Source organism: Nitratidesulfovibrio termitidis HI1, assembly GCF_000504305.1.
In the GTDB taxonomy this organism is placed as follows: domain Bacteria; phylum Desulfobacterota; class Desulfovibrionia; order Desulfovibrionales; family Desulfovibrionaceae; genus Cupidesulfovibrio; species Cupidesulfovibrio termitidis.
The window spans coordinates 3,931,029-3,953,302 of record NZ_KI632512.1 but is presented as its reverse complement, the minus strand read 5'-3'; the positions used below and the strand labels follow the sequence as shown (position 1 = coordinate 3,953,302).

The following is a 22,274-nucleotide window of genomic DNA, read 5'->3' as shown; positions in this document are numbered from 1 at the left end:
TGATGGGTTTCCCGCCCGCGCGCGCCGCATCCCGTGCACGGCGCAATCCCGCAACGGGAGCGCCCATAATGACGCCCACTGGTTACGCGAAGATTGCGCGCACGCCACACACGGGTCACGGCCGCACGACCACGCTTGCAAGGCTACTCCAAAACCCTGCCGCTGTCACCGAACCGCGTGGCGGTATCCGCTCCTTGCGGCGCGCAGGCCTTCCGCCGTGTACAGGGCCAGGGCCGCCCAGATGCAGCCGAAGGTCAGCAGGTGGGCCGAGGTCACCGGCTCGCGGAACACGAAGGCCCCCAGCAGAAAGGCGATGCTCGGCGCGATGTACTGCATGATCCCCAGCGTCATCAGGCGCAGCCGACGCGCCGCGAAGGCAAAGCACAGCAGCGGCGTGGATGTGGCGATGCCCGCGCCCACCAGCAACAGGCTGGTGGCGGCACCCTGGTGACCCAGCGCGCCGCCCCCCTGCCACGCCAGCCACCCCAGGTAGCCGATGGCCACGGGCGCAAGCAGCATGGTCTCGATGAACAGGCCGGGGATGGACTCCACCTTCACCAGCTTGCGCAACAGGCCGTAGAACGAGAACGACACCGCCAGCACCAGCGCCACCCACGGCAGCCTGCCGTAGGAGACCAGCATGGACAGTACCCCGGCGGCGGCGATGGCGATGGCCGCAAGCTGCACGCGGCTTGGCCTTTCGCCCAGCACCAGCGCGCCCAGCAGGGCGTTGACCAGCGGGGTCATGTAGTAGCCCAGGCTGGTTTCCAGCACCATGTCCGAATTCACGGCCCAGATGTACAGGAACCAGTTGCCGCCGATAAGCAGGCTGCTGCCCGCGATGGTGGTCAGGTTGCGGCGCGAGGCCAGGGCGGCGCGCACCTCTGCCAGGCGCCCCCCCAGCAGCACCAGGGGCAGCAGGAACACCACCGACCAGGCAATGCGGTGGCACAGGATTTCGAACGAGGGCACCTGCTGGACAAGCTTCCAGTACAGGGGCAGCAGGCCCCACAGGCCGAACGCGCCAAGGGCCCCCCAAAGGCCCGCGCGCGTGGTGCGTTGCTCCGGTTGCGGCGGCATGGCTTCTCCGTGGTGGCGACAGGGGTGCGAGCCCCGCGCCCAAAGGTGGCGAAAGAATGGCCCGGGTACACACGAAAGGTCGCGGCTGGCCCAAAAAGAAGGGGGCCGTCGCCGACGGCCCCCGGAAATGCGCTGGGTCGTTGTCTACCGGCTGAAGGATCTGGCGAACAGGGCCTCGATGGCGGCCTTGCCGGAGTCCTCGATGAATCGGGTACCGGTGGCGGTGAAGTGGCGGTGGGTAATGCGCGGGGCGGCCTCGGGCAGCCAGGCGTCCTGTTCCCAGCGGAACCAGCCGTTCTTCACCTGGTCGAACACGAACAGGGGCTTGTTGCAGATCTTGGCGAATTCGGCGCCCCAGCCGGTGCCGCCCTTGACGGTGCCGTCCTCCATCACCTCGCCCACCACGAACACTTCGTGCCCGCTGCTGACCTGCCAGCAGATGGACTGCAACACCTTACGGAACAGGGGGGCGCGGGTGTACTGGCGGTTCATCAGGCGCGAGACGTAGGTCAGGCTCACGTCCTTCAGGGCCAGTTCCTCGCTGGTCAGCACGCGCACGCCGCGCATGCGTTCCACCTGATGGCCCTCGAAGCTGTAGTTGACCTCTTGCAGGCCATACGCCTCTGCCGTGGCGCCGAAGCAGGCCTCGGTCCCCGTGGCGCCGCCGCTGTACAGGATGCATTCCCTGGGATCAAGCATCGGTATCCTCCGTCGCGTTCGTGAAGGCCGGCCCGCCGCCGGCGCGATGTGGTGGCGTCGTGCGACGTGCGCGGCGGGCACCACCCGACGACACGTCATGAAAAGGGAAGACCCGCCCCGAAAGGCCGGGACGGGTCCAGTATACGCATTTGTCTTGCGGTGTACAGCGGACTAGTGACGCACGCGGGCCGAACCGTCATTCCCCGTCAGGATGCGCACCCGGTCGCCCACCACGAAGGTTTCGTCCGGTTCCTGCACCACGGACATCACCTGCCCGTTCTCCAGCCTGACGGTGATTTCGATGGCCTTCTTGGTCTTCATGGCCTGTTCGCCGGCATAGCCCGCGGCGCCACCGGCCACGGCGCCACCCAGCGTGGTCAGCACCCGGCCCTTGCCGCCGCCGATCATGTTGCCAAGCACACCGCCCACCACGGCGCCGCCAAGTGCGCCGAGACCGCTGGGGCTGTCCTCGATCACGGAATCGCTGATCTGTTCCACGGTGCCGTACTGCACGGTGTGCGACATGCGGGTCTGCCCGCCCTTGTAGGTGCCGCCGCCGTAGGTCTGGGCGCAGCCGGAAATGGCAAGCCCGAGGATAAGCAGCGTCACGAGGGCCTTGAGTTGACGCATCTCGTTCTCCTTGTCTTGAGACCAAATCGTTTGCCGCGTCGTCGGGAATGACGGCGCGATTTCCTATCTGAATATACAGCCTGCGGACGGGGGATGCAACACGCCCCCGCAGCACATGTCCGACAAGCTCCCGGTGCGGTATGGGCTCCGGCATGGGCTCCGGTCCGGTCACCTGGGCCTGGGCACCTGTCTGGACGCCGGGGGCCATGCAGAACGCCGCCCCGGAACCTGTTGTCCCGGAGCGGCGCGACGTGCCGTGTGCGGTTCGGGTCTAGTAGCGGGGCGGGCGGGGCGCCTTGGGCTGCGCCTCGTTGACGCGCAGGTTGCGACCGCCGAACGGGGTGTTGTCCAGGGCTTCGATGGCCGCCGCAGCAGCGGCGTCATCCATCTCGACAAAGCCGAAGCCGCGGGCGCGCCCGGTTTCACGGTCGGTGACCAGCTTGACGGAAAGCACCGTGCCGTAGGTGCTGAACAGGCTGCGCACTTCGTCCTCGGTGGCGGCCCAAGGCAGATTGCCGACGTAGATAGACTTGGCCATGCGAAAAACCTCTCACTAAAAATGGAACACGCCCGCGCCGTTTCATCGGGACAGGACCGATGTCCTGCTGCGCGGCCCCAGTTTCTGCCCTTGCCCCATGCGGGGCCATCCGTCAACAGGAAAGATCAAGGGTGGTGCCCCCCTGCGCGCGCGCGCCACACCCGCCCCCTGGCCGCCGCCCAGCCCCGCCGGGCAAAGCACGCCCGCGCGCGGTCACTGCGCGGAATCAATATCCCATGACATCAGGTAGATGACATTTGGGCCGCTTTTCAAACGAAACGGAATCCTCTATTCTTTCCTTACCCAACGCCGTTTCCCGAAGGGCCTCAGATGACCACCCGCCGCAAGGCGCCCTGGCCGCAGGAGGCACCGTGGCATGCGCCCTTGCGCGTGCCCGCCGACTGCCCGCGCCGCTCCCCCATGCTGCCGCCGGACCTCGTGCCCGCCGTGCGCCATCACGTCGCAGACACTCCCCGCCGCACCCACCGCCCGCGTCCTTTGCTCCACGCGTTTCGCCTGCCGGTTCTTGCGTCCGCGGCACGTCCGCTTTCGCCCCTGCTGCCGACCACCAGCGCCATCATCAGCATAGCCACCGCCAGCCCGGCTCTGGCCGCCGCCGAAGGCGCCGTGCCATGGACGTCCCCCGTGCCGCTGGCCGGCCTTGCCGCCGGGCTGGCGCTGGGCCTGCTGGCAGGGATGCTGTTGTGGCGCGGCAAGACCACCGGCGCGGAGCAGGACACCGCTTCGGGGCACACGGATAGTTCGAATCAGGCAGACGCTTCAAACCAGGCGGACGATCTGGACCGGGCCCGCGAGCAGTACCACGCCATCTTCAACAGCGCGCCGGTGGGCATCTTTCGGGTGACGCCGGAAGGCCGCTACGAGAACGTCAACCCGGAATACGCGCGCATCTGGGGCTGCCCCACCACGGAAGAAATGCTGGAATGCGTCTCGGACATTCCCCGGCAGATGTACGCCAACCCTGCGGATCGCCAGCGCTTCGTGGGCGCGTTGCAGGCCACGGGCCGCGTGGACCGCATGGAACTGCGCCTGAAGCGCCGCGACGGCAGCCTGTTCTGGGGGCTGGTCAGCGCGCGGCTGGTGCGCGGCCCGGCTTCGGCCCAGACGGCCCTCACGGGCCAGGCTGGCGCTTCGGACAGTACGGGCCGTGCCAGCGGAAGAGCAGAGAACACCCCGGCGGAAGTGGACTACATCGACGGCTTCGTACTGGACATCACCGAGCAGAAGGTGATGCAGGACCAGCTTTCCGAGGCGTGGCGCAGGCTGCGCGACATCATCGACTTTCTGCCCGACGCGGCCCTGGTGCTGGACGCAAGCCGCCGGGTCACCGCCTGGAACCGCGCCATGGAGGAAATGACCGGCCATTCCGCGGGCGAGATGCTGGGGCGCGGCAACTTCGAATACGCCCTGCCCTTCTACGGCGAGCGCATCCCCCTGCTGGGCGACCGGTTCTTCAGCCCGGACATGCCCCTGCCCAGCCACTACACCATGTTCGGCGCACAGGGCGACAAGCTGACGGCGGAGGCCTACGTGCCCACGTTGTTCGGCGGCCGGGGCGCCCACGTGTGGACCGTGGCATCCGCCCTGCGCGACGGTGAAGGGCGGCTCGCCGGGGTCATCCAGACCATCCGCGACATAACGGAACGGCGCAACCAGGTGCTGGAACTGGAAAAAAGCCGCCAGCGCTACGACATGGCCATTTCCGCCACCAACGACGGCATCTGGGAATGGGAACTGGCCACCAACACCCTGTACCATTCGCCGCGCTGCCTCGAGATCATGGGGCGAGCCCCCGATGAACGGATGTCGCCCATGGACATCGCGGCCATCCTGCACCCGGAGGACAGGCTGCGCGTGCTGTCCGAGGTGCGCCGCATCACCGGAGAGGACGCGGAGCGCTTCGAGCATGAATTCCGCATCCGCCACACCGACGGCACGTGGCGCTGGGTGCTGGCGCGCGGCGCGGCCCGGCGCGGCCCCGGCGGACGCCTGAATCGCGTGGCCGGGGCACTGGCCGACATCACCGACCACAAGCAGGGCGACGCCATCGCGGGCATCCTGTTCCACATCGCCAACGCCATCAACGAAACGCGCGACCTGGACGAACTGTTCCTGTCCATCCATACGGCCCTGCGCCGTCACGTGCAGGCCCCCAACTTCTTCATCGCCCTGGTCAACGAACCGGAAGACCGGCTGGACTTCGCCTACTTCGCCGACGAGCGCGACGCCCGCTACAACCCCGTGGAGCACATTTCCGACCCCGGCGTGCAAAGCCCCACGCTCGAGGTCATCCGCACCGGCAGGCAGGTGCACCTGCACAGCAACGACATCGCGGCGCGCCCGGTGTTCGGTGCGCGCCCGGCGGCCTGGCTGGGCACCCCGCTGCGCTCGCGCGGCAAGGTCATCGGGGCCATGGTGGTGCAGCACTACGAGGATTCGGAATTCTTCTCGGCCCGCGACGCGGAACTGATGGTGCCGGTGGCCGAACAGGTGGCCGTGGCCATAGAACGCAAGCAGGGCGAGGAAATGCTGACCCATCTCGCCCTGCACGACCCGCTTACCGGCCTGCCCAACCGCGCCCTGCTGCTGGACCGCATAGACCGGGCCATCCAGCGGCGCCGCCGCAACGACAGCTATCGCTTTGTCGTGCTGATGCTGGACCTGGACCGCTTCAAGTTCATCAACGACAGCCACGGCCACACCACGGGCGACAACCTGCTGGTGGAGGTGGCCCGGCGCATGCGCCCGGTGGTGCGCGCGGGCGACACCGTGGCCCGGCTTGGCGGCGACGAATTCGCCCTGTTGCTGGAAGACGTGGATTCGCCCCGGCGCATCGTGCAGATCACCCGCCGCCTGCTGGCCGCGCTGGAACGCCCGGTGCGCATGGGCGCCAAGGTGGTGCGCACGTCCGCCAGCATCGGCATGGTGCTGCGCACCCAGGGGTACGATACGGCAGACGCGCTGCTGCGCGACGCGGACATCGCCATGTACCAGGCGAAAGCCCAGGGCAAGGGACGTTTCCGGGTGTTCAACCAGTCCATGCACCGCCACACCCTGGAAATGATGACCCTGGAAGGCGACCTTTCCATGGCCATGCGCCGCAAGCAACTGTACCTGGAATACCAGCCGGTGTTCGGCGTGGACGGCGCACGGCTGCTGGGGTTCGAGGCGCTGGTGCGCTGGCGGCACCCCACCGAGGGCGCGGTGCCCCCGGCCCGGTTCATCCCCATCGCGGAAGAGACGGGGCTGATCCTGCGCATCGGCCAGTGGGTGCTGGAACAGGCGGCGGCCACCCTGGCCCGCTGGCGGGCCACCCTGCCCGGCGCGCACGAATTGTACGTGTCGGTGAACCTTTCGGCCCGGCAGGCATCGCAGCCCAACCTTACCGGGCGCGTGGCCCGCGTCCTGACCGACACCGGCCTGCCGCCCGATGCCCTGAAACTGGAGATTACCGAAACCGCCATCATGAAGGATCCGGACGGCGCATTGCAGCGGCTGGAAGCCCTGCGCCGTCTGGGGGTGGGCATCGGCATCGACGATTTCGGCACCGGCTACTCGTCACTGGCCTATCTGCAACGCTTTCCGGTGGACACCCTGAAGGTGGACCGCTCGTTCGTGTCCGCCGTGGCCGGGGATGCGGAAAACCGCGAGATCGTGCGCACCGTGGTCACCCTGGGCCGCAGCCTTGGGCTGCACGTGGTGGCCGAAGGGGTGGAAACGGCGGAGCAGCTCGCCATCGTGGCGGAACTGGGCTGCCACTCGGTGCAGGGGTACCATTTCTCCCGTCCCGTCGCCGAGGACCGGGCCGTGGCATTCATCGCCGCCGGGGGCATGCCCGGGAGCACCGTCCCGCAGACAGACAGCCTCGGCTGATCGCCATCGCCGCGCCAGCCACACGAGAGACACGCAATGACCGCACCACGCATCCTGCTGACCAACGACGACGGCGTGCGCTCGCCCGGCCTGCTGGCCGCGGCGGAGGCGCTACAGCCCCTGGGCGGGGTGGACGTGTTCGCCCCCCTGCACCAGCAGACGGCCATGGGTCGCGCCCAGACCGGCAACCGCAACGCCATCCTGCAACAGGTGGAACTTGCCGTGGCGGGCGCTCCGCTGCGGGCCTGGGCCTGCGATGCATCCCCTGCCGCCACGGTGGGCCACGGGCTGAAGGTGATGCCCGGTTACGCCCCCGCGCTGCTGGTGTCCGGCATCAACTACGGTGAAAACCTGGGGGCCAGCATCACCAGCTCCGGCACGGTGGGCGCCGCGCTGGAAGGGGCCTGCCGGGGCATTCCCGCGCTGGCCGTATCCATGGAAACAGGCATCGAGTCGCACCACGCGTACACCGAGCAGGACTGGAGCGCGGCCATGCACTTTCTGACGCTGTTCGCGGGCATGGTGCTGGAACGCGGCCTGCCCGGCGACGTGCACGTGCTGAAGATCGACGTGCCCGCCGGGGCCACCCCGGACACGCCGTGGCGGCTTACCCGCCTTTCGCCGGACATGTACTACGAATCGCGCCTGACCGCCCCTTCGCTGGGCAGCAGGCTGGGCGACGCCACCGTGACCAAGGGGGCAGCCCCTGGCGAATCGCCGGAAACCGACGTCTACGCCCTCAGCGTGGACCGGGTGGTTTCGGTAACCCCGCTGACCCTCGACTTCACGGCGCGCACCGCCTTCGGCGACATCCGCGCATGGCTGGACGGCGGGCGCTGAATTGGCGCAACACCAGATCAGGACACATGAAAAAACCCGGAGCAAGCTCCGGGTTTTTTCGTTGTCCGCAGGATGGTGCGCAGACGGCGCCACAAAGCAGCTAGCAGACGCAGCGCAATACCTTCAGGCCTTCCTGAAAGAGTATTTCCACCTTGTCGGGACGCACCACGGCCCGCACCTCGCCAGGGCCAAACACGGGATGATCGATGATCTCGCCCACTTCGTAGCCTTCGCTCATGCTGTACTTGCGGTTTACTTCCGCAGGGTTGCGGGTCATGGCGACCTTCCAGGCCACTTCGGTGGCCTCGGCGTCGCGCGCGGCCCGCTGATTGGCGCGGGTTGCGGCGGCCTTGCGGGCGGCCTCGGAACGCGAGGCAGAAACGTCCACGGCCTCGGCGCGGGTGGCGCCCGCGCGCACCTTGCGCACGGAGGGCGCGGCATTGCGCGGGGCGTCCTTTTTCTGGGGACGGTATTTGTGCACCGAGCCGCAGGCCCGGCATTCGACCTTCACCACTTCACCGCCGACCATGGCCACGATGACGTGGCCGGTAATGTCGTTGCATCGGGTGCACTTGGCCTCGATGATCGCCCCGGCGGCAAGTCCTGTACTGCGCATCAACACACCTTTCGCTTGTCGGGCGGCGCAGGCCGTCCGGCGGCCATGCCGCCTGACGGTCCGTGCCATCCCGGAAAAGAATGATTCCCCCCCGCGCTCCATCGGCCGTCCGCCCCCGGCAAGGGAACGGAACGGCACCCGGCGGGGTGCATGCCCGCATCCGTGTACCCCGCAACAATGCGCCGCGTGCAGCCGCCGTCACTCCCCCCTGACGCGGCCTGCATTCCGCGACGCGTCCGCAATATCTGCGGGCGGACGACGCACTGCCCCCGGACGTCTGGTCCGGGTGCGGCGGGCATCGGCCCGTGGACGCAACTGTTGGGGATTATGGAAAACCGGCGGCATGGCCGTGGCAAAGCATCCACCGCCGCAAAAAAACCACAGGCTGGCACCTGTGGTCGGGCGGGGTGTTGCGGAACGGCTTCATTACCCCCGCAGGGCGGCGAAGGCAAGTCCAAAAGGCACCCGGCGGGCCGCCGCCGGGGATCTGCCCCGCTCGGACAGGGCGCGCAGCGACGGCAAAACGGACGCTGGCCGAATGCCCACCGGACGCCAACCGGACGTTGACCGGACGCACTACGCGCCGGAACAGGACAGAGGCGGTCCGGGCTGGGGGACGACCGCAGTGCCGCTAGGCTTCCTGCTCCTGCGCGGCCAGGGTGGCCGCGCAGGCCTCGCGCCAGGCAGCCATGCGTCCCTCAAATCCGCAGGCCGCCAGCCAGTCGGTGTCCGCCGGTCGCGGCGCCCGGCCAGGCGTCAGCACCACCAGTTCATGGTGCAGGGCATTGGCGGCATGCACGGCGGCCACGCAGGCAACCTCCCCATTGCCGCAAGCGGGCGCGTGGTGGCGGAACACGGACTCCACCACGGTATCGGGCAGACCCCACAGGGCCAGCAGATACGCCCCCATCTCGGCGTGCGAAGCGCCGAACACCTCGCGCTCGGCGTCATGCACCGTGGCGTCCCCCTGGCGCACCCGGGCAAGGGCCGCGCCGTATTCCTCGGGCATGTGGGCAAGCAGCACCAGTTTGCCCACGTCGTGCAGCAGCCCGGCGATGAAGCAGTCGTCCTGCTCCGCCGCCGAAAGCCCCTCCACCGCCGCGATGGCCCGACTGAACCGGCCCACCCCGGTGCAGTGCCGCCACAGAAGGTCCGTGGAGCAGCCCAGTTCCGGTGGCAGGGTGAACTGCCGGAACAGTTCGGAAAGCAGCAACAGGCCGCGCACGGTTTCCAGCCCCAGCAGCACCACCGCCTGACGCGGCGTGCCGATGTGGCGGCGCAACCCGAAGAACGAGGAATTGACCAGCTTGAGCACCGACGCGGTCATGCCCATGTCCTGCGAAACCAGGTCGCCGATGCGTTGCAGCGAAGGCTCCGGCTTGTCCATCTCCTCGCGCAGGGCGGCGAACACCTCGGGCAGCGACGGCAGCGAACCGATGGCCCCCAGCAGCCCCTTGATGCGCGGATTGCACAGCACCTCGCGCAGGCGCAGGGCGCGGTTGACGGTGCGGGCCAGGTCCTCGTGGCTGCACGGCTTGCTGAGGAACTGGTGGGCGGGCTTTACCGTGCGCATGATCATGGCATAATCGGAATAGCCGGATAGGATGATGCGCAGGGTGTCGGGAAAGCGGCGCTGCACTTCGGCCAGCAGCCTGTCGCCGTCCATGCCGGGCATGCGCATGTCCGAAACCACCACGTCGTGCGGCTCGCGCGCAAGAATGTCCAGCGCCTCGCTCCCGCTGCCGGCAAAGGACATCTGCCATGCATCGCGCATGTGGCGCAGCGCCAGACGCAGCCCGTGCAGCACGTTGGGCTCGTCGTCCACGAAAAGCACCCGCAACTTGTCCTGCGAGTCCTGCGGCGTACATTCCATCGACAGCCCCCTGATGATCCGGCGCGGCGTCCGCAAGGCGGTTGGCCCCGATCAAGCCTAGCATCCGTCCACCGTTCAGGCAACGCATACGCGCGAACCGCACGCCCGCCTCCGCGCCCGCGCCACGCCCTTACGCAACGCCGCGAATGATGCTACACACGCCCCCATCAACGCACCCGCGCGGTGCACATTTTTCGGAGCATCCCCGCCATGCCCACCGCCCCTGAGACCTTCTCCACGACCTTGCCGGATGCCGCCCCCACGGGCAGCCTGCGCGTACGCACCCTGCATCTGGCGCCGGACTGCACCATTGCCGCCGTACAGCCCGGCACGGAAGCGCCCGTGGCGCCAAGCGGCGCCTGTCCGCGGGAGCCCGGCCCCGTTCCGCCGCAGGAAGCCGAGGCCCCGAGAGCGCCCGGCATGCCCGAAGGCGCGGCCGAATCCGCAGGGTCCACCGCCACGGCAGAAAACGACGCCGAGCCAGCGAGCCCCGCAGACATGCAGGCCAACGGTGCCGAATCCGCGAGGCCCGCCGCCATCCCATCGGACGGTGCCGAATCCGCGAGGCCCGCCGTAATATGGCCAGGCAGTGCCGAGTCCACGAGGCCTGCCGCCATCCCATCGGACGGTGCCGAGTCCACGAGGCCTGCCGCCATCCCATCGGACGGTGCCGAGTCCACGAGGCCTGCCGTCATATGGCATGACATCACCACCCCCTCGCGCAGCGACCTGGGCCGCTTCCTGGCCCCTTACGACCTGCCCGACGACGTGACCGAAGCCTGCCTTGCACCGCGCCGCTACCCCGAAGTCAGCGTGTTCCCTTCAGGCATCATGGTTCACCTGCCCACCCGCCACGACTGGGACTCGCAGCACAGCCGCTACCTGACGGTGCTCTGCCTGCCGGGCCGCATGATCACCCTGCACGACGAGGACATCCCCCTGCTGGACAAACTGGTGCAGATGATCCGCTCCGGCAACGCGCCGCTGCAGGCCAGCGTGCAGGCGCTGCTCATCTTTCTGCTGGATGCCTGCATCGACGCCAACGTGCATTTCTACATGGAAGCCCGCACGCGCGTGGAACAACTGGCCGAACTGCTGGACGAAACCCCCGACGCGGCCAGCCCCGACGACATCCTGCCGCTGAAGCGCGCCATCACCCGGCTGTCCATCCAGTTCGAGGACCAGTTCTACTGCCTGGCCACGCTCCAGACATTGCAGGCCACCGCCCTGCCCCTGACCAGCCAGCGCGAGGGACTGCGCGACATCATGGACAACCAGAACCACCTGGCCCGCAGCCAGGCCCGGCTGGAAATGCGCCTGCGCGACCTGTACCAGTTCTACCTGCTGCTGCTGCAACGCAACACCGACCATCGCATCCGGGTGCTCACCGTGCTCACGGCGGTGTGCATGCCGCTTACGGTCATCGCGGGCATCTACGGCATGAATTTCCGCCACATGCCGGAACTGAACTGGGACTACGGCTACTACGTGGCGCTGGGCGCCATGCTGGCGGTGGCCGGGGGGATGATGTGGTTTTTCCACAAGCGCGGCTGGTTCCGGTAGGGGCTGTTTCGACTGCCCATTCATCTCCCGAAGAGCACGAAGCGTACTCACACATCGCGAAAAGGCCCCCGACATTGCCGGGGGCCTTTTTCATTGCGACGGTGGGGATGCGTTATCCCTGCGAGATTTCGATGCGCCTGGGCTTCGCCGCTTCCGCCTTGGGCAGGAACAGGTTCAGCACCCCGTCCTTGAGCACGGCGCGGATGCGCTCCCTGTCCACCATGTCCGACAGGGTGAAGGTGCGCACGAACTCCACGGCGTCGAACTCGGCGTGCATGCGCCGGTCGTTGCCCGCCGGGGCATAGCTGCTGCGCCCGGTAACGGTGACCTCGTTCTCTTCGAGATCGATGGTCAGTCCGTCCGGCGGCACGCCGGGCAGATCCATCAGGATATGGAAGCCGTCGGCCTGCTCGATGATGTCCGTGGCGGGCGATACCCGCTCGATGCGCGTTGCGCTGCCTTCGCGCGCCGGGGCGGAGCGCTCGGAGCCTCCGGTTTCCGCGTTGCGGGCCGGACTGGCGTTGCGTTCGGCGATGTCTGCCGTATTGGGCATGTCGGGCATCATTGCACACCTCCTGCCGACGCTTCGACGGCGATCTTGCGCGGCTTCACGGCTTCGGCCTTGGGCAGGGTCACCCGCAGGATGCCGTTCTCGCTGCGGGCGGAAACGCGGTCGCGGTCCACTGGCACGTTCAGGCTCAGAATGCGCTGGAACGAACCGGAAAGGCGTTCCTGCCGGAAATACCTGCCCTCGGTGGCCTTGCGTTCGCCCTTGATGATCAGGTTGCGGTCGGTAAGGGTCAGTTCCACGTCTCCGGGAGCCACGCCGGGAACGCTGACGTCCACGGTATAGCCGTCATCGTTCTCGTGCACGTTCAGCAACGGATATGCAGTGCGCCGCGAACTGAACGAATGCAAACGCGACATCTCGTCGAACATCCTCTCGAAACTTTTCGGCATGTCGTACAGTGTGCTGAAGTCAATCACCATGAGGGTACCTCCTTGGTCTGGCACGTTCATGATTTGCCATTGCCGCAGTGCGGCGGCATGCGAATGGAGCAGGATGTCCGCCGCACCCTTTCCGGAAATTAGCTAAATCCGCTCGCGGCGGTGTCAACACCCCGGCGCACGCTTCGCGGCACGCTCCTTTCCGGGGCGCCCCGCCAGCGGGCGGAACGCTCCCAAGGTCCGCCCAATGGCGGCAGCCCGCGCCAGGCCTTGAAAAACCACGTCCGCCGGACGGTTGACCCGGCTTCGTGCTTCCTCTACATGGTGGGGCGCGCCCCCGCATTCCGTGGGGGCGTGGCGACGCAAGGAGCACCCCCATGCGCATTACGGTGGATGTGGAAGCGAACCTGCCGGACACCCTGCGCGGCCCGGAAGGCGGCACCGGCCCCCAGGCCGCGCGCGAGGAACTGGGCGTCATCGCCGGGGCGGCACGCGGCCTTTCCGACGTGGTGCGCATCGCGCGCATCCTTGTGCCCGCGGACTTCGACACGGCGCTGGCCGAACTGGCCCCGCACCGCCATGCCGGCCGATCCGGCAAGCCCGCCTCACCCTCCGCCGCAATGACGGCAGCCATCCCCGCCCCGCAGGGCTGGGTGCTGGTCTTCCACCCCGGCATTTACGGGCCGGAGCACGATGCCCACATGCGCTACGCCCTGTACTGGCGCGAACTGACCCGCCTGGTGAACAAGGGGCGGCTGCCCGTGCCCCTGCGCGCTGCCGACGGCGCCCCCCGGCAGGACCGGCACGCCGTGCTGCTGACCGCCGTTTCGCGCCTGTTCGGCGAATACGACGCCGCCCGCAAGGCCTGGGATTTTCGCGACGGGCTGCTGCGCAAGGTGCTGCGGCAGGAACTTTCCGAGCGCGCCCGCACCGCCCTGCTGCACGCCTTTGCGGCAGACCTTGGCCACGCCACCTCGGCGGATGTGCGCACCTGGCTGCGCATGCTGGCCGACGACCACGCCCGCACCGGCGACACCGCCACCTACCTGCGCGCGGTGCGCCCGCTGGTGATGCGCCTTTCCCTGGCCCTGTCCCACGCCTGGGCCACACTGGACCACTTCCCGGACCTGGCCGCCCCCGGCGCGGAACTGCTGCACCGGGCCGATCTGCCCGCCGCCGCGCGCGAACTGCACGCCTTCTTCCGCAATCGCCATGTGGCCGGTTCTCCCGACATGGATCCCGGCACGGAACTGCTGGCGGAACTGTGGGCGGGATTCGGCCTGCGCCTGGCCGACAGGCCCGGCGGATCAGGCGAATCGGGCGAATCGGGCGAATCGGGCGAATCGGGCGAATCGGGCAGGTTGACCGCGCTGCGGCCCGGCGACTAGCCCCTCCGTTTTCCCGGCGGACACCGGCAGAGGCCGGGCGGCGGCACCCGCCACAAAACCGCGCAGGATCGCACCGCACGACAGCACAACAACCGGCGGGCAGTGTTCGGGCGACACCCCCTTCCCTGCCCGCGCCGCCCACGCGCGGCGCCAACCTCACGCCCCTTGCCGTTCCATCCCGCGCATGCCCTTCCCCTTCGCCGCGCGAATACTTATAGTCCCGGCATTGCCCGGCGCCCCGTGCCCCGTGCCCGTGCCCCGTGTGCGTCAGGCACGCCGCATACGGGGCCGGCCGCCACCCGTCAGCGGCGTCACGTTCGCCCCAAGGGGCCACCCTTTCCCACTGCCATACCGCCCAGACTTTCCCATACTTCCCAATACTTCACGAACACGGGAACCCCATGCGCAAGAAGATCATCATCGGCATCGCCATCGCCCTCGCCGTGGCCCTTATCGCCACCTACTTCCTGTCGCGGCGCGAAGGCCGCACCGAGATCACCCAGTCCGCCACGGTCAGCCGGGCCACCGTGCGCAAGGTGCTGGACGCCACGGGCATCATCAAGCCCGAGGTGGGCGCCATCGTGAAGACCGGCACCCGGTTCACCGGCATCATCCGCACCATGCACGTCAAGGTGGGCGACAAGGTGAAGGCCGGGCAGATCATTGCCGAAATCGACGACCGGGAACAGCGCGCCCAGCAGGATCAGGCGGAAGCCACCCTGCGCAGGACCAAGGCGGACCTTGCCAAGACCGAGGCCTCGTACCCCCTGCAAATCCGCGAGGCCGAGGCCCAGGTGGCCGCAGCGCAGGCCGACTATGACTATGCCGCCCTGAACCTGAAGCGCCGCCGCACCCTGGTGGACCAGGATCTGGACGCCCGCAACACCCTGGACGAGGCCACGCAGCAGGCGGAAACCACCGCCAACACCCTGGCCGCGCGCAAGGCCACCCTGGACCGTTTGCAGCGCGAATCGACCCTGGCCATCAAAAGCGCCCGCGAGGCCGTGCAAGAGGCGCAGTCCGCGCTGGAGGCCACCAACGTGCGCCTGTCCTATTCGGTGATCCGCGCCCCGCTGGACGGGGTGGTCAGCGAGGTCACGGCGCAGGGCGGCGAAACCGTGGTGGCGGGCTTTCAGGTGGCCAACCTGATCACCGTGCTGGACCCCACCCGGCTGGAAATGTGGATCTACGTGGATGAAACCGACGTGGGCCAGGTGGCCCCCGGCATGGCCGTGGAGTTTCGCGTGGATTCGCTGCCGGGCCGCACCTTTGGCGGTACGGTGAACCAGATCTATCCGCAGCCGGAAATCCGCGACAACATCGTGTACTATCGGGCGCTGGTGCGCCTTACTTCGCAGACCTCCACCGACCTGCGGCCCGAAATGACCACCCAGTGTCGCATCGTGGTGCAGCAGAAGGACAACGTGCTGGCCGTGCCCAACGAGGCCCTGAAATGGGTGGGCGGCGAGCAGGTGGTGTTCGTGCAGGGCGACGGGGCCATCCGCCGGGTGCGGCCACGCATCGGCCTTGCCGGTGCCGAGACCAGCGAAGTGCTGGAAGGGCTGGCCGAGGGCGACGTGGTGGGCACCAGGGTGGTGCTGCCCGCCTCGCGCGGGGGGGCGCGCACCGAGCAGGCATCGGGCGGCCCGGGTGGGGGCGGTCCGGGTTCCGGGCGGCCGGGCCGGTAACGGGGCGCACGGCATGACCACCACCCCCAACGACACGGCACTGCGACCCGGCACGGAGGAAACCCCCGCCCCGTCGGCGGGCTCCGGCGCACCGCTGGTCGAGTTGTCCGGCATCACCCGCAGCTTCACCCAGGGTGACCTGACCGTGGACGTGCTGCGCGGCGTCAGTTTTTCCATCGCGCGCGGCGAATTCGTGGCCATCCAGGGGTCTTCCGGCTCCGGCAAATCCACGCTGCTGCACATTCTGGGCCTGCTGGACAGCCCCACTGCGGGCCGCTACGTGCTGGACGGGCACGACGTGTCGCACCTGGACGACGACGCCCGCTCGGAAGCACGCAACCAGCTGACCGGCTTCGTGTTCCAGAACTTCTACCTCATCCCCTACGCCACCGCGCTGGACAACGTGCTGCTGCCCGGCCTGTACAGCCACAAGAACCTGCGCGCCCAGCGCAAGCGGGCGGAAGACCTGCTGCACCGCGTGGGCCTGGGTGACCGCATGGACTTCGTGCCCGCGCGCCTTTCCGGCGGACAGCAGCAGCGCGTGGCCCTGGCCCGCGCCCTGCTGAACGACCCCGCCCTGATCCTGGCCGACGAACCCACCGGCCAGCTCGACTCCACCACCAGCGCCGACATCCTGGACCTGTTCGCGGACATCAACCGCACCGGCAAGACCGTGGTGGTGGTGACCCATGACGCGGAAACCGCCGCCCGCGCCCGGCGGCGCATCGTCATCCGCGACGGGGTCATCGAAAGCGACGGCCTGCATGGCAACGCCGCGGCGGGTGGAGCATCCGCATGACCACCCCGGCGGGCATGGCATCCAGCCCGGAACACGGCCCCCCTTCCGGGCGCTTCGGCGGGCGGAGCCTGCCCGCGCTGGCGCGCGAAGGCTGGCGCGCCGCCGCGCTGGGCCTTTCCGCGCTGCTGGCCTACCGGCTGCGCAGCTTTTTCGTCATCGCCGCCGTGTCGCTGGGCATCGCCTCGCTGACGGTCATCGTGGCCGCCGTGGATGGCGCGTCCAAGAAGGCCGACGAGATCGCCGACATGTTCGGGCCGGACGCAGTGCTGGTGTTCGGCGGCAACATCGTCAACCGCGCCGTGGGCGCCCGCACCCTTACCCTGACCTGGGAGGACGCATCGCGCATCCGCCAGTCGCTGCCGGGCGCGTACATCGTGCTGCCCATGCGCTCCAAGGGCAACGTGCGCCTGAAGCACGAGGCCAACAACTACGACGTGTCGCTGGTGGCGGGCACCACCGAAAACTACGCCAGGGCCTGGAACTGGCCGCTGGTGGAAGGCCGTGACCTGACGGCGGAAGACGTGCAGCGTGGCGCGCGCGTGGCCCTGATGGGCGACAGGCCCGCCCGCGAGCTGTTCGGCGACGAAAGCCCCGTGGGGCGGACCTTCCTGATGTCCGGCGTGCCGTTCACCGTGGTGGGGCTGATGCAGTACCGGGGCATGTCCGGCGGCGGCAGCAGCGTGGACGACCGCGTGATCATTCCCCTCACCACCCTGACCCAGCGCTTCAACATGGACCGCCGCTACTTTCGCGCCCTGCGCGTGAAGTTCGAGGATGTGGCGGGTATGGACGCCCACGTGGAAGACCTGCGCAGCCTGCTGCGCCACCTGCACCGTCTGGCGCCCGAAGACCCCGACGACTTCACCATCCTCACCGCGCGCGAGGTGCTGAAATTCCTGTCCGTGATCAAGGGCGGGCTGGTGCTCTTTCTGGGAGTGACGGCGGCGGCGGCCATGATCGTGGGCGGCTTCGTGCTGGCCAACCTGTTCCTGCTCTCGGTCACCGAACGGCGGGTGGAGATCGGCCTCAAGAAGGCGTTGGGCGCGCCGGGACGAGCCATCCTGCTGCAATTCCTCATGGAATCCCTTGCGCTGACCCTGTGCGGCGCCGTGGGCGGCGTGGTGCTGGGCGCGCTGATGGGCCAGATGCTGGAACGCCTGGGGCTCATCGAGATGGTGCTGTCGGTCAAGGTATTTCTGCTGGCCCTGGCCGCCGCCACGGCGGTGGGGCTGGTGTTCGGGCTGCGCCCGGCGCGGCAGGCCGCCGCGCTGGACCCCATCCAGGCCCTGCGCGGGGGTGAGTGATGCAGCGGCTGCGCATTGCCCTGCGTTCGCTGGCCGCCCACCGCATGCGTACGGTGCTGGCCATGCTGGGGGTCTTTCTGGGCGCACTGGCGCTTACCGCCGTGCTGCACATCTCGAAGGCCATGGTCAAGAAGGCCGACATCGAGACGCAGCGCCTTGGCCCCAACCTGCTGCAGGCCATGTCCGGGCAGGCCAACTTCCGGCGTGAAGGCTCCACCCGCGTCACCGGCATGACCACCACCTTCAGCCTGGAGGACGCCCGCGAAATCCTGGGGTCCGTGCCGCAGGTGCGCCTTGGCGTGCCCTATGCCGGCGGCTCCATGCCGGTACGCCATGGCCGGGTGACCACCGGCAGCCAGCTCATGGCGTCGCCCCCGGCCTACGCGCAGGTGCGCATGCTGGAAACCGAGCATGGCCGCTTCTACAACGATGAAGAAGAGGCCACGCAGGCCAAGGTGTGCGTGCTGGGCTACGCCATCGCGCAGCGCCTGTTCGGCGACCCGGCAGACGCCGTGGGCAGGCAGGTGTTCTTCTTTCGCGCCAACGTGCTGGTGGTGGGCGTGCTGCCCGAGAAGGGCCAGGACGTGACCGGGGCCAACCTTGACGAGATGGTGTTCACCCCGCTGTCCACGTACATGCGCCGCTTCACCAACCAGGACTGGATCAGCGGCGTGTTCATGAACCTGCACAACCAGAACGACGAGGCCGCAGCCAAGGCCACCGTCACCGACATTCTGCGCCGCCGCCACCACATGGGGCCAAGCCGCAAGGACGATTTTTCGGTTATCTCGGCGCAGGATTCGGCCCGGCTGCGCAATCAGGCGCTGGACCTGGTGTGGACGCTGGGGGTGCTGTCGTCGTCCATCTCGTTTGCCGTGGGGGCGCTGGGCATCCTGTCCATCATGATCCTGCTGGTGCGCGCCCGCAGGCTGGAGATCGGCATCCGCCGGGCCGTGGGCGCCAGCCGCACGGTGATCATCCGCCAGTTTCTGGCCGAGGCCGGGGTGATGGCCGGGGTGGGCGGGGCCGCCGGGGTGATGGCGGCTGTCGGCATCGTCAGCGTGGTGTATGCGGTGGGCGATTTTCCGTACCTGTACGACCCGCTGCTGATCGTCGGGGCGTGCGTGGCGTCCGTGCTGCTGGGGCTGGTGGCCGGGGCATACCCGGCGTGGCAGGCATCGCGGGTGGAGGTGCTGGAGGTGCTCAGGAATCCTGAGTGATCCTGGGAAATTTCCTCTAGGTCACACTTCAAACCCAACAGAACCGTTTGCAAACAATCAAAAAAAGCTTGCCTCGCTATCCAGTATCGGACAATTAGTAGACGCGTAAAGAAAAACATGCAGACGAAACGGAACAAGAACATGCAGCCTTCGAAAAAAGAGTTACTAGCTTCACTCCCCAAGAACCAAGCTGCACACGTTTGTGAAGATGGACTTTATTTTGTCGGCGATTCCCCCAAAATATTAAAAAGCAAACGTTTTGAGCAGTTGCGCGGGAACGTTGACCTGATTCTCACATCCCCACCGTACCCACTCAACACTAAAAAAAGCTATGGCAATCTAACGGGAGACAGCTACTTAAAATGGTTTACCTCATTAGCACCAATCTTTTCAAGTCTATTAACAGAAACAGGCTCTATTGTTCTCGAGCTAGGAAATTCCTGGGAACCCAATAGACCGATACAATCACTTCTGCATCTAGAATCATTACTAGGTTTTGCGCGCCACAAAAAAGCGAATCTAAGGCTAATACAGCAATTCATATGCTACAATCCATCACGACTTCCTTCACCTGCGCAATGGGTAACCGTAAATCGCATCAGAACAGTAGACAGCTTCACCCATGTATGGTGGCTTGCTAAATCTGACTATCCCAAGGCTGACAACAAGAACGTGCTAAGACCATATAGTCAGTCAATGCTAAAGCTTCTAAAACGTGGAAACTACAACGCAGGTAAGCGGCCATCTGAACACAATATAAGCACGTCGGGTTTTTTAAAAGATCAAGGCGGGGCTATAGCTCATAATTTTTTTGAGATTGACGCACTCGATGAAACTCGCGAGACAAGGCTTCCAAACACTTTTTCAATGGCAAACACATCTTCAAATGACTATTTTCACAAAGCATGCAAGGAAAAAAATATTTCCCCACACCCAGCGAGGATGCCAATAGGTCTCGCTGGATTCTTTATTGAATTCCTCACAGAAAAAGGGGATTTGGTTCTGGACCCCTTCGCAGGCAGCAATACAACTGGCTTTGCAGCAGCAACACACGATAGATATTGGATTGCTGTTGACGCTGAAGAAAAATACGTTGAGCAATCCCAAATAAGGTTCACAGCACCTGAGTTTACAAACAGGCAGGTATCCGAATGAGTATAAGCAAGCAGCTTTCACAGACAAATATATTTAGGCGAAAGGAAAACGAAGGGAAGCTATTTTGGGACACTGGCGAGTTTGTTGGTCGCCCATTCAGACTCAGCTATGCACATGTCGAAATACTCGTTGCGGACGCCTGGAAGCAAAATGCCGGGGGCATCCCACAGGGATGTTTTTTAATCGCATACTACGACAATGAACCAAAAGATGACACATCACTTGAGGCAATACTACTACGCGTCCTATCACCAACAACACTTCCAACAGACCCTGATGTAGTCAGCAGCCTAGTAGAATATTACAAAGAAGGCATAGAAACTGGCGAAACAAAACGCTCGCAACTGGACACCTTTACACGCTACGAATTCTCTTTTAGCGGCTTGAAGTGCGCCATCTTGGGCTGTTTCTACAAAGACGAGCACAAAAACACTCGCTTTGGAGCGGATCTTGAGAATTTCTACAGCTCACACAACTACTCCGTCATCAAGCCGTCCCCAGATATTCTAAAATACATAGTCAACTACCGCCAGTTCGGAACCCCCGGAAGCATCTCCGATATTCGGGTTGGAAAAGTAAGATACAGTTCTAGCCTGCGTTTCCAAGGAAAAGAACCTGAAGTCCCTGTATACGCTCAAGCCCAAGACTTCGCCGGGAAACGAACTGCAATGTTCGGAATGACCAGGACAGGAAAATCCAATACTGTCAAAAAGATCATCCAAGCCAACGTAGAAATGAGCCTACACTCATCTCTCATTCTCGACCAGTATAGAGAAAGTACTGACGAAGTCCTTAAACCCTTCACAGACACAGGAACTCCCAAATATCCAATTGGGCAAATCATTTTCGACATCAACGGCGAATACGCGAACCCGAACCTTCAAGACCAAGGAACAGCGATATTCGACTTATATAAAGATACAACAGTAAGATATTCAACCGTTAAAAAAAACGGCTTCAAAGAAATGAAGGTTAATTTCTACAACGAACTCGAAGCTGGATTTAACTTAATATGCTCCCATCCCAGCATCGCAGAAGACTCTTCGCGCTTTGCCACAAACTTCCGAAATGTCGTCTTAGACAAACCCGAAGACTATAATGAGAACAAGTCTGCAAAAAACAGATACGACCGAAAGCTAGCCGTCTACTACTCGTGCCTCTATCGCGCGGGCTTTACACCACCTAGTGACTTTAAAGTCAGCTTCGTAGCAAATAGAGATATTCGTACAGTAGTTAGTACAAACACAGACCCAAAGAATGGACTTACCCTTGAGGAATCTGCCGAGTGGTGGGATTCACTTTGGACCGTGTACGAAGATGCCGATGTTTTTAGCGACTATAAAAAGAAAAAACAAAAAGAATGGGCTGACGATGACTTAAAGGCCCTCCTCACAATTCTCACGAGAAAGAGGTCCCCTGGGGGGCGTACAGACTGCTCTGGGTTTCGCATACTCAAAGAGATCATTCCACAACACACCTCGACAAATCAAAAACCTTTTGACACAGATATCCTAGCGCAGCTCCGCGCTGGGAATATCGTAATCGTTGACCTATCTCTTGGTGATGACGACATACAAAGAATGTTCACAGAACGGATAACTCGCCATATCTTCCGAGACGCAATGAATAGATTTACATCAACACTACCAAACAACTTCATACAATTTTACTTTGAAGAAGCACACAACCTATTCCCCAAAAAAGAAGATAAGGATCTATCCCAAATCTACAACAGGCTTGCGAAAGAAGGCGCAAAACTGAACCTAGGCCTCGTCTATGCCACCCAAGAAGTCAGCTCCATCAGCTCAAACATATTAAAGGCCACACAAAATTGGTTCATCTCACACCTTAATAACGAAGACGAAATCCGTGAATTACGAAAATACTACGACTTTAGTGATTTCACGGAAAGTTTAATCCGATTTAGCCAAGACACAGACAAGGGCTTTGTACGGATGAAGACATATAGCAACGCTTTTGTTGTCCCAGTACAAGTCGACAGATTCCCCCCCGAAAACGCGCCTCGCACCTAAGGCAAT

Annotated in this window: 18 protein-coding genes; 10 read left to right on the top strand and 8 right to left on the bottom strand. The window is 64.9% G+C overall.

Annotated features, from left to right (window positions below; genetic code table 11):
• Nucleotides 1-165: 165 nt before the first annotated feature.
• The 4 genes from rarD to DESTE_RS15760 form a co-directional block, all read right to left on the bottom strand.
• Complete coding sequence (gene rarD, locus DESTE_RS15775; protein WP_035068710.1) at nt 166-1,080, bottom strand: EamA family transporter RarD; 915 nt, start codon at nt 1,078-1,080, stop codon at nt 166-168.
• A 144-nt stretch (nt 1,081-1,224) separates the two neighbouring features.
• Complete coding sequence (locus DESTE_RS15770; protein ID WP_035068707.1) at nt 1,225-1,779, bottom strand: hypothetical protein; 555 nt, start codon at nt 1,777-1,779, stop codon at nt 1,225-1,227.
• A 171-nt stretch (nt 1,780-1,950) separates the two neighbouring features.
• A complete protein-coding gene (locus DESTE_RS15765; RefSeq protein WP_035068703.1) occupies nt 1,951-2,409 on the bottom strand; it encodes an outer membrane lipoprotein in 459 nt (152 codons plus the stop codon).
• 271 nt (nt 2,410-2,680) lie between these two features.
• Nucleotides 2,681-2,947: an RNA recognition motif domain-containing protein gene (locus DESTE_RS15760; RefSeq protein ID WP_035068700.1), complete on the bottom strand. Its 267-nt coding sequence runs from the start codon at nt 2,945-2,947 to the stop codon at nt 2,681-2,683.
• Between the two features lie 330 nt (nt 2,948-3,277).
• Between DESTE_RS15760 and DESTE_RS17335 the strand changes: the two genes are divergently transcribed.
• Together DESTE_RS17335 and surE are read left to right on the top strand one after the other, a co-directional pair.
• Complete coding sequence (locus DESTE_RS17335) at nt 3,278-6,841, top strand: EAL domain-containing protein (RefSeq protein ID WP_051384509.1); 3,564 nt, start codon at nt 3,278-3,280, stop codon at nt 6,839-6,841.
• 36 nt (nt 6,842-6,877) lie between these two features.
• Nucleotides 6,878-7,681, top strand: coding sequence for a 5'/3'-nucleotidase SurE (gene surE / locus DESTE_RS15750; RefSeq protein WP_035068698.1), 804 nt, complete (start codon nt 6,878-6,880; stop codon nt 7,679-7,681).
• Nucleotides 7,682-7,781: 100 nt separating this feature from the next.
• On the opposite strand, the gene DESTE_RS15745 is transcribed toward surE, so the two are convergent.
• Together DESTE_RS15745 and DESTE_RS15740 are read right to left on the bottom strand one after the other, a co-directional pair.
• On the bottom strand, nt 7,782-8,297 hold the full coding sequence (locus tag DESTE_RS15745; RefSeq protein ID WP_035068695.1) for a hypothetical protein: 516 nt from the start codon (nt 8,295-8,297) through the stop codon (nt 7,782-7,784).
• A gap of 631 nt (nt 8,298-8,928) precedes the next feature.
• The gene (locus DESTE_RS15740) at nt 8,929-10,170 is read right to left on the bottom strand and encodes a response regulator (RefSeq protein WP_035068692.1); all 1,242 of its coding nucleotides are present in this window, start codon (nt 10,168-10,170) and stop codon (nt 8,929-8,931) included.
• A gap of 210 nt (nt 10,171-10,380) precedes the next feature.
• Between DESTE_RS15740 and DESTE_RS15735 the strand changes: the two genes are divergently transcribed.
• Nucleotides 10,381-11,733, top strand: a complete 1,353-nt coding sequence (locus tag DESTE_RS15735; protein WP_245590877.1) for a magnesium transporter CorA family protein — start codon at nt 10,381-10,383, stop codon at nt 11,731-11,733.
• Nucleotides 11,734-11,845: 112 nt separating this feature from the next.
• On the opposite strand, the gene DESTE_RS15730 is transcribed toward DESTE_RS15735, so the two are convergent.
• Nucleotides 11,846-12,298 carry an Hsp20/alpha crystallin family protein gene (locus DESTE_RS15730; RefSeq protein ID WP_156925395.1) on the bottom strand — a complete coding sequence of 151 codons (453 nt, stop codon included), beginning with the start codon at nt 12,296-12,298 and terminating at the stop codon, nt 11,846-11,848.
• A complete protein-coding gene (locus tag DESTE_RS15725) occupies nt 12,295-12,723 on the bottom strand; it encodes an Hsp20/alpha crystallin family protein (RefSeq protein ID WP_035068690.1) in 429 nt (142 codons plus the stop codon). Before DESTE_RS15725 ends, DESTE_RS15730 begins: the two co-directional genes overlap by 4 nt.
• A gap of 335 nt (nt 12,724-13,058) precedes the next feature.
• On the opposite strand from DESTE_RS15725, the gene DESTE_RS15720 reads away from it, so the two are divergent.
• From DESTE_RS15720 to DESTE_RS17785, 7 genes are all read left to right on the top strand, one after another.
• Nucleotides 13,059-14,069 carry a hypothetical protein gene (locus DESTE_RS15720; protein WP_051384508.1) on the top strand — a complete coding sequence of 337 codons (1,011 nt, stop codon included), beginning with the start codon at nt 13,059-13,061 and terminating at the stop codon, nt 14,067-14,069.
• 401 nt (nt 14,070-14,470) lie between these two features.
• Nucleotides 14,471-15,757 (top strand): efflux RND transporter periplasmic adaptor subunit, encoded by a 1,287-nt coding sequence (locus DESTE_RS15715; RefSeq protein ID WP_035068687.1) that lies wholly within the window; start codon nt 14,471-14,473, stop codon nt 15,755-15,757.
• A 13-nt stretch (nt 15,758-15,770) separates the two neighbouring features.
• Nucleotides 15,771-16,556 (top strand): ABC transporter ATP-binding protein, encoded by a 786-nt coding sequence (locus DESTE_RS15710; protein WP_245590876.1) that lies wholly within the window; start codon nt 15,771-15,773, stop codon nt 16,554-16,556.
• A complete protein-coding gene (locus tag DESTE_RS15705; RefSeq protein WP_035068685.1) occupies nt 16,553-17,860 on the top strand; it encodes an ABC transporter permease in 1,308 nt (435 codons plus the stop codon). The genes DESTE_RS15710 and DESTE_RS15705 overlap by 4 nt, the downstream gene beginning before the upstream one ends.
• Nucleotides 17,860-19,080 (top strand): ABC transporter permease, encoded by a 1,221-nt coding sequence (locus tag DESTE_RS15700; protein ID WP_035068682.1) that lies wholly within the window; start codon nt 17,860-17,862, stop codon nt 19,078-19,080. Before DESTE_RS15705 ends, DESTE_RS15700 begins: the two co-directional genes overlap by 1 nt.
• 141 nt (nt 19,081-19,221) lie before the next feature.
• A complete protein-coding gene (locus tag DESTE_RS17790) occupies nt 19,222-20,235 on the top strand; it encodes a DNA-methyltransferase (RefSeq protein WP_084559502.1) in 1,014 nt (337 codons plus the stop codon).
• Complete coding sequence (locus DESTE_RS17785) at nt 20,232-22,268, top strand: ATP-binding protein (RefSeq protein ID WP_084559501.1); 2,037 nt, start codon at nt 20,232-20,234, stop codon at nt 22,266-22,268. Before DESTE_RS17790 ends, DESTE_RS17785 begins: the two co-directional genes overlap by 4 nt.
• The last annotated feature ends 6 nt before the right edge of the window (nt 22,269-22,274 follow it).

Coding starts and splice junctions, on each gene's coding strand:
- DESTE_RS15720 (WP_051384508.1), top strand. CDS start 13,059: ATGCGCATTACGGTGGATGTGGAAGCGAACCTGCCGGACACCCTGCGC.
- DESTE_RS15740 (WP_035068692.1), bottom strand. CDS start 10,170: ATGGAATGTACGCCGCAGGACTCGCAGGACAAGTTGCGGGTGCTTTTC.
- DESTE_RS17335 (WP_051384509.1), top strand. CDS start 3,278: ATGACCACCCGCCGCAAGGCGCCCTGGCCGCAGGAGGCACCGTGGCAT.
- DESTE_RS15705 (WP_035068685.1), top strand. CDS start 16,553: ATGACCACCCCGGCGGGCATGGCATCCAGCCCGGAACACGGCCCCCCT.
- DESTE_RS17790 (WP_084559502.1), top strand. CDS start 19,222: ATGCAGCCTTCGAAAAAAGAGTTACTAGCTTCACTCCCCAAGAACCAA.
- DESTE_RS15700 (WP_035068682.1), top strand. CDS start 17,860: ATGCAGCGGCTGCGCATTGCCCTGCGTTCGCTGGCCGCCCACCGCATG.
- DESTE_RS15715 (WP_035068687.1), top strand. CDS start 14,471: ATGCGCAAGAAGATCATCATCGGCATCGCCATCGCCCTCGCCGTGGCC.
- rarD (WP_035068710.1), bottom strand. CDS start 1,080: ATGCCGCCGCAACCGGAGCAACGCACCACGCGCGCGGGCCTTTGGGGG.
- DESTE_RS17785 (WP_084559501.1), top strand. CDS start 20,232: ATGAGTATAAGCAAGCAGCTTTCACAGACAAATATATTTAGGCGAAAG.
- DESTE_RS15745 (WP_035068695.1), bottom strand. CDS start 8,297: ATGCGCAGTACAGGACTTGCCGCCGGGGCGATCATCGAGGCCAAGTGC.
- DESTE_RS15730 (WP_156925395.1), bottom strand. CDS start 12,298: ATGATGCCCGACATGCCCAATACGGCAGACATCGCCGAACGCAACGCC.
- DESTE_RS15735 (WP_245590877.1), top strand. CDS start 10,381: ATGCCCACCGCCCCTGAGACCTTCTCCACGACCTTGCCGGATGCCGCC.
- DESTE_RS15710 (WP_245590876.1), top strand. CDS start 15,771: ATGACCACCACCCCCAACGACACGGCACTGCGACCCGGCACGGAGGAA.
- surE (WP_035068698.1), top strand. CDS start 6,878: ATGACCGCACCACGCATCCTGCTGACCAACGACGACGGCGTGCGCTCG.
- DESTE_RS15725 (WP_035068690.1), bottom strand. CDS start 12,723: ATGGTGATTGACTTCAGCACACTGTACGACATGCCGAAAAGTTTCGAG.
- DESTE_RS15760 (WP_035068700.1), bottom strand. CDS start 2,947: ATGGCCAAGTCTATCTACGTCGGCAATCTGCCTTGGGCCGCCACCGAG.
- DESTE_RS15770 (WP_035068707.1), bottom strand. CDS start 1,779: ATGCTTGATCCCAGGGAATGCATCCTGTACAGCGGCGGCGCCACGGGG.
- DESTE_RS15765 (WP_035068703.1), bottom strand. CDS start 2,409: ATGCGTCAACTCAAGGCCCTCGTGACGCTGCTTATCCTCGGGCTTGCC.